We start from the raw sequence: 7,807 nt of genomic DNA, 5'->3' as shown, positions 1-7,807 counted from the left end.
TTGCGGAAGTTAAAGTTGTAAATATAATAGATGCAGTAATAGATACTATTACTCCAATTAATGGCAACATTGGCGGGACAACGGTATCTCTAATAGGAAACGATACACTAAATGGAAACCAAGCAGTAATTGGAACTAATTCAGGAGAAGTTACAATAAATATTGTAGGCACTTTGCCATCAGGATTGACATTAAATGCAAATGGAACTATCACAGTAGCTCCAGGAACTCCAAAAGGAAATTATAGCGTAGAGTATATAATCTGTGAAGTAGACGCAGTTCCAGCAAACTGCGATTCAGTAACTATTACCGTACCGGTTACGGCAGGAAACCTTGTGGCAAATGCAGATGAAATTCCATCAGTTTTAGGATCGAATGCTCCCCAGACATTAGGAAAAAATGTTTTTGACAATGACACTAAAAACTCGCAGCCTTTAAATCCATCGGATGTTACGCTGAAAACTACGGTTGCAGATCCAAAAGGATATCTGACTGTAGATGCCAATGGAAACATTGTTTTAGGCGCCAATCCTCCAGCGGGAGATTACGAGCTGACTTATGAAATCTGCGAGAAATTAAATCCGGACAACTGCAGTTCAAACACTGTGAAAGTGACAGTTGGCACTCCAGTAATCGATGCGGTTGAAGATGCGGTAGCTTCGATAAACGGAAATATCGGAGGGACAACAATAGCATTAACAGCAAACGATAAATTAAACGGAAGCCCAATCACAGTTGGAACGGCAGCAGGAGAAGTTAAGTTTGAAATTATCGGAACGCTTCCAGCGGGACTGACGCTAAATTCAGATTACACAATCACTGTTGCGCCAAACACGCCAAAAGGAAACTATAATGTCGAATATAAAATCTGCGAAAACACAAATCCAGCAAACTGCGATTCAGTAACTATCACAGTACCTGTAACAGCAGGAAATCTTGTAGCAAATGCAGATGAAATTCCATCAGTTTTAGGATCGAATGCTCCTCAGACATTAGGGAAGAATGTTTTTGACAATGACACTAAAAATGGTCAGCCATTAAATCCATCAGATGTTACGCTGAAAACTACATCGGCAGATCCGAAAGGATATCTGACTGTAGATGCAAATGGAAACATTGTTTTGGGAGCCAATCCTCCAGCGGGAGATTATGAGCTGACTTATGAAATCTGCGAGAAACTGAATCCAGACAACTGCAGTTCAAACACTGTGAAGGTAACGGTAGGAACGCCAGTAATCGATGCCGTTGAAGATGTGATAGCTCCAATAAATGGAAATATCGGAGGAACAACAATTTCATTGACTGCAAATGATAAATTAAACGGAAATGCAATTGTAGTTGGAACAGGAGCTGGAGAAGTTAAGTTTGAAATTATCGGAACGCTTCCGACAGGATTAACTTTAAATTCAGATTATACGATTACAGTTGCGCCAAATACGCCAAAAGGAAATTACAATGTAGAATATAAAATCTGCGAAAACACTAATCCAACAAACTGCGATTCAGTAACTATCACAGTACCTGTAACAGCAGGAAATCTTGTGGCAAATGCAGATGAAATTCCATCAGTTTTAGGATCGAATGCTCCTCAGACATTAGGGAAAAATGTTTTTGACAATGACACTAAAAATGCCCAGCCGTTAAATCCATCAGATGTTACGCTGAAAACTACAGTTGCAGATCCAAAAGGATATCTGACTGTAGATGCCAATGGAAACATTGTTTTAGGCGCTAATCCGCCAGCGGGAGATTACGAGCTGACCTATGAAATCTGCGAGAAACTGAACCCGGACAACTGCAGCTCAAATACTGTGAAAGTGACAGTGGGAACTCCAGTAATCGATGCGGTTGAAGATGTAATAACTCCAATAAACGGAAATATCGGAGGGACAACAATTTCATTGACTGCAAATGATAGATTAAATGGAAACCCGATTGTGGTTGGAATAGCAGCAGGAGAAGTTAAGTTTGAAATTATCGGAACGCTTCCGACAGGATTAGCTTTAAATTCAGATTACACGATTACAGTTGCGCCAAATACGCCAAAAGGAAATTACAATGTTGAATATAAAATCTGCGAAAACACAAATCCAGCAAACTGCGATTCAGTGACTATTACCGTACCGGTTACGGCAGGAAACCTTGTGGCAAATGCAGATGAAATTCCATCAGTTTTAGGATCGAATGCTTCTCAGACATTAGGCAAAAATGTTTTTGACAATGACACTAAAAATGCAAAGCCATTAGATCCAGCAGATGTTACGCTGAAAACTACTGTGGCAGATCCGAAAGGATATCTGACTATAGATGCAAATGGAAACATTGTTTTAGGAGCAAATCCTCCAGCAGGAGATTACGAGCTGACTTATGAAATCTGCGAGAAATTAAACCCGGACAACTGCAGCTCAAATACCGTGAAAGTGACTGTCGGTACGCCAGTAATCGATGCAGTTGAAGATGCGATAGCTTCAATAAACGGAAATATCGGAGGGACAACCATTTCATTGACTGCAAATGACAAATTGAATGGAAATCCAATTGTGATTGGAACAGCGCCAGGAGAAGTTAAGTTTGAAATTATCGGTACGCTTCCAGCGGGATTAACTTTAAATTCAGATCATACGATTAATGTTGCGCCAAATACGCCAGCTGCAAATTATAATGTAGAATATAAAATCTGTGAAAACACAAATCCAACAAATTGTGATTCTGTAATTACAATAATAAAAGTTACAGGTGGAAATCTTGTGGCAAATGAAGATTTAGTGTCATCAGCAGTTGGAGTAAACGTTCCGCAGAAGGTAATCAATGTTTTTGAGAATGATAGTAAAGATGGAAATAAATTAGTGCCATCAGATGTAGATCTTAAAGTAACTCAAGCAGATCCAAAAGGATATCTGACTGTTGATGCAGACGGAAATGTTGTACTAGCACCTAATGCGCCTGCAGGAGAATATGAATTGACATACACAATATGCGAAAAATTAAATCCAAATAACTGTGATTCAAATGTTGTAAAAGTTACCGTAACAGAACCAAAAATGACAGTAGTTGCAAATAGCTATTGCTCAAACAATGTTCCTTATGTTAATTATACTGTTACGCCAGACAATTTCACGACAAATAACTTATTAACAGTTAAATGGATTGATAGTAATAATAATGTTGTGGCAACTCAGACAAATCTGCCATTAAGCGGAAACATTTTGTGGCCAGGAGCAGAGATTGACAGCAACAAAAATGGAACAGATTGGCCAGGATGGATTTTAAATAACGGAATATGGTCAGAAGGAGCAGACGGATTTGAAGCTACGAGAAATGGAGTGAAAATTGAGTTTTCATTAAATCCAACGGTTACAGTTTCTGTTGCTTATCCGCCAGCTACGTCAGATTGTAATGCACGTCCAACATTCTCAATAAAAGCAAATAATGATGAAACGGGACCTGTAAATGTGAAAAAAGGAGTAAATGCTACGATTAATATTTTTGAAAATGATTTATTAAACGGAGCAAAAATTAAAGCTTCAGATGTTGTTTTATCGGTTCCAGATGCACATCCAAATATTTCATTGAATGCAGATGGTTCAATCAACATTGCAACAAATACAGCAGATGGGGTTTACGAATTGACTTATCAGATTTGTGAAGCTGCAAATACATCAAATTGCAGTCAAGCAGTAATTAAGATTATAGTAGACAATGTTGTAGATCCAGCTACGCCGACAGATAACAAAATTATTCTGAACAATGATAATGATGTTAGTGCCGACGGAATTAACGGTTCATTAGAATTTGTAAATGTTTTAGACAACGACTTGATAAACGGTAAGCCAATAAATCCTGCAGATGTTACAATTAAACCTGTAACAGAAAGTCCATATTTTGAATGGAATGCTGACGGAACAGTAAATGTTAAGCCAAACACGCCAGGAGGAAATTATCCGTTGACTTATCAGGTTTGTGAAAAAGCTAACGGAACAAATTGTTCAACAGCCGTATTAAATGTTTTTGTTGAAGTTCCAGCTATTTCGGTTATCAAAACAGCAGTTTTCAATGACGAAAATAAGAGCGGTTTTGCAAATGCAGGAGAAACCATTACATACAAATTTACAATAACCAATACAGGAAATGTACCTCTTGTTGGAATCACTATAAACGATCCATTGCCAGGAGTTGTAGTTTCAGGACAAGCAATTAATTTGGGTGTAAACGAATCTAATGAAACGAATTTCACAGCGATTTACAAAATCACTCAAGAAGATATTAACCGAGGCAGTGTGAGTAATCAGGCAACCGTAAAAGGAAGCAGTGTAAGAGGAGTTGTAGTTGAAGATCAGTCAGACGATGCAAGCAATAGCGGAGATAGTCCAACAGTCTTGGACTTAAACGGATGTTCTATTAAAGTAATGAATGCTTTCTCTCCAAACGGAGACAGTAAGAATGCAAGATTCTACATAAGAGGAATTGAATGTTACCCAGACAATACAGTTGAAATTTATAATCGTTGGGGAGTTTTGGTTTTCAGTATAGATCAGTATAACAATAATGATAGAGTTTTTGTCGGATATTCTAACGGACGTTCTACAATCAAACAAACAGATGGTCTTCCGGTTGGAACGTATTTCTATATCTTAAAATACAAAAACAGCGCTCAGAAGTCTCACCAAGAATCTGGTTACTTATACCTTAATAAATAAAATGGAATACGGCTTAGTTTAGGCTAAGCCGTTTTAAAGCTTAATAAATGAAAAAATTAATTTTAGTTTTTATGTTTTTTTCGATTGTGTCCAATGCGCAGCAAGACGCGCAGTACACGCAATACATGTACAACACAATCGAAGTCAATCCAGCGTATGCAGGTTCACGTGGAGCTTTAAGCGTTTTTGGTTTGTATCGTACGCAATGGATTGGGTTAGATGGAGCGCCAGAAACGAGTACTTTTTCGGTTAATACACCTTTAAAAAATAGTGATTTAGGACTTGGGGTTTCTTTGGTAAATGATAAAATCGGACCAACGGTAGAAAATACTTTATCGGCAGATTTGTCTTATACGATTCCAACTTCAGAATCATGGAATTTGTCTTTTGGTATAAAAGGAACAGCCAATCTTTTCAATATCGATATTAATAAATTGAGCTACGAAGATCAAGATGACCCGCAATTTCAGAATCTAAAAAATAAATTTTCACCAAATGTCGGAGCTGGAATTTATTATCATTCTGACAGAGCTTACATCGGATTATCGGTTCCTAATTTTATAGAAACAAATCGTTATGATTCAGACGATGTGGCTATTTTCAAAGAGAAAATCAATTATTATTTGATAGCAGGTTACGTATTTAATTTGGATCGTTTAGAATACATAAAGTTCAAACCAGCTTTAATGGCCAAAATGGTAGAAGGAGCACCTTTGCAAGTAGATGTTTCAGGAAACTTCATGTTCAATGACAAATTCGTTTTAGGACTTGCTTATCGTTGGAGTGCCTCTGTTAGTGCTATGGCAGGATTTCAAGTGACAAAAGGAATGTATATCGGTTATGGTTACGATCATGAAACTACGCAATTGAGAAAATACAATTCTGGATCTCATGAGATTTTCTTAAGATTCGAATTCTTCAATAATTACAATAAAATGATATCCCCAAGATTCTTTTAATACAACCTATGAAAGCTATAAAATTAATTTTGATCTTTTTACTGTCTAGTTTTATTTCAAATGTGAATGCACAAAACCCATTCACAAACATGAACATAAAATATGCAGATAAAAAATACGAAGAGTACGCTTACGCGGATGCAATAAAAGTTTACGAGAGTTTGGTAACTGAGCAGACTACCGATCAAGGAATAATTCAGCGCTTGGCAAATTCATATTATTTTAATGGAGAACTCAAAAGCGCATTAAAATGGTACGAACAATTATTTATAATAAACGAAAATCAAGATGCTGAATATTTATATAGATATGCACAATCATTAAAATCAGCTGGAGATTATCGTAAGTCTGATGAGATTTTACAGAAATTCAATCATAAGGCAAATGCAGAAAAAAGAGCAGATTTAATCAGAAGCGATAAAAACTATCTAGAAGATATCAAAGAAAACTCAGGCCGATTTCAAATAGCCGATGCAGGAGTCAATTCTAGATATTCAGATTACGGAAGCGTCGTTTACAATAACAAAATTGTTTTTACTTCTGCGCGCGATACGGGCGGAGTTGTGAAATCCAATTTTCAATGGACAAACAGATCATTTTCTAGACTATATACAGCCGATTTAATGCCAGACGGAAGCGTTGGAAAACCAGAGCTTTTAGTAAAAAGAAAAAAAGACAACTTCAATGAGTCAAGTCCGATTTTTACAAAAGATGGACGTACGATGTATTTCACGCGAAATAATTTTACAGACGGTAAAAGAAGAAGCAACGATAAAAACGTAACGCTTCTTAAATTGTACAAAGCAGAACTTATCGATAACACTTGGCAAAATGTAAAAGAACTTCCGTTCAACAGCGACCAATATAGTACGGCGCATCCAGCTTTAAGTGTGGACGAAAAAACGTTGTATTTCGCATCAGATATGCCAGGAACCTTGGGTCAGTCAGATATTTATAAAGTTGAAATCAATCAAGACGGAACTTTTGGAGCGCCAGAAAATTTAGGACCAACAATCAATACAGAAGGAAGAGAAACTTTTCCGTTCATTTCTGGAGAAAACGAATTGTACTTTGCTTCTGACGGACGTCCAGGTTTAGGTGGACTAGATATTTTTGCTTCGAGAATAAAAGCAAACGGAACTTTTGATGACGTTTTAAATGTTGGAGAACCTGTAAACAGCAAGCAAGACGATTTTGCTTTTAGCATTGACAGTAAAAGCAGAAGCGGTTATTTTTCTTCAAACAGAGAAAACGGACTAGGTTTAGACGATATTTACAGATTTACAGAAACAAGAAGATTAATCTGCGAACAAAATTTATCTGGAATGGTTACCGATGCAGAAACAAACGAGATATTGCCCAATACTTCTCTGACTTTGTTTGATGAAAAATTTGATCCAGTTGGAACAATCACTACAGACGAAAAAGGAAATTACATTTTTCCTGATTTAAGATGCGGTAAAAAATATACTATTAGAACGGCTAAAAACGATTATAATGCCAAAGAAGTTGTGGTAGCAATCCTTAAAGAAAAAGGAGAAACTACTCAAATGATTACATTAAATAAAGTATTTAAGCCACTTGCAGCAAAAACTGTAGCAATTAAAAAAACGGTAATCAGCCCAGTAAAAGTGGGTTCAATAAGAATAGGAGTAGATATTGCAAAACTATTAAACCTGCCTATGAATTTCTTTGATTTGGGTAAAGCAACCATCAAGAAAACATCAGAACCGCAATTAATGAAAGTGGTAAATCTTTTAAATGAATATCCAGCTATGAAACTTGATATTCGTTCGCATACAGACAGCCGTTCTTCTTCAGAAAGCAATCAGATTCTTTCGGAGAAAAGAGCACAGTCAACTAAAAATTGGTTGATTCAAAAAGGAATTAGCGAAGACAGACTAACTGCAAAAGGTTATGGCGAAACGCAATTAGTAAATAAATGTGCTGATGGTGTAAAATGTACAGAAAAACAACACATGCAAAATAGACGAAGCGAGTTTATTATTGTATCGATGTAAAAATCATTTCTTTATAAATTACAAAAAACCTTTTCTAAATTTTAGAAAAGGTTTTTTTGTTTAGAAATAATCCCTACGGGATAATGGATGGGTGGTGTGATTTTTTTTTTCTACCAATCAGTCACTCCTA

3 protein-coding genes are annotated in these 7,807 nt (G+C 36.5%); all 3 read left to right on the top strand.

The window, feature by feature from the left end; genetic code table 11:
* Positions 1 to 4,697: gliding motility-associated C-terminal domain-containing protein (locus FF52_RS16875; protein ID WP_008467389.1), on the top strand; the 4,697-nt coding region annotated here is incomplete at its 5' end.
* Between the two features lie 47 nt (positions 4,698 to 4,744).
* Positions 4,745 to 5,656 (top strand): type IX secretion system membrane protein PorP/SprF, encoded by a 912-nt coding sequence (locus FF52_RS16870; RefSeq protein ID WP_008467387.1) that lies wholly within the window; start codon positions 4,745 to 4,747, stop codon positions 5,654 to 5,656.
* 8 nt (positions 5,657 to 5,664) lie between these two features.
* Positions 5,665 to 7,677, top strand: a complete 2,013-nt coding sequence (locus FF52_RS16865; RefSeq protein ID WP_008467386.1) for an OmpA family protein — start codon at positions 5,665 to 5,667, stop codon at positions 7,675 to 7,677.
* Positions 7,678 to 7,807 lie beyond the last annotated feature (130 nt).

Origin of the sequence: Flavobacterium sp. F52 (assembly GCF_000278705.1) — a bacterium.
GTDB lineage: Bacteria > Bacteroidota > Bacteroidia > Flavobacteriales > Flavobacteriaceae > Flavobacterium > Flavobacterium anhuiense.
The sequence above is the reverse complement of the archived record's forward strand: the minus strand, read 5'-3'. Positions and strand labels throughout refer to the sequence as shown.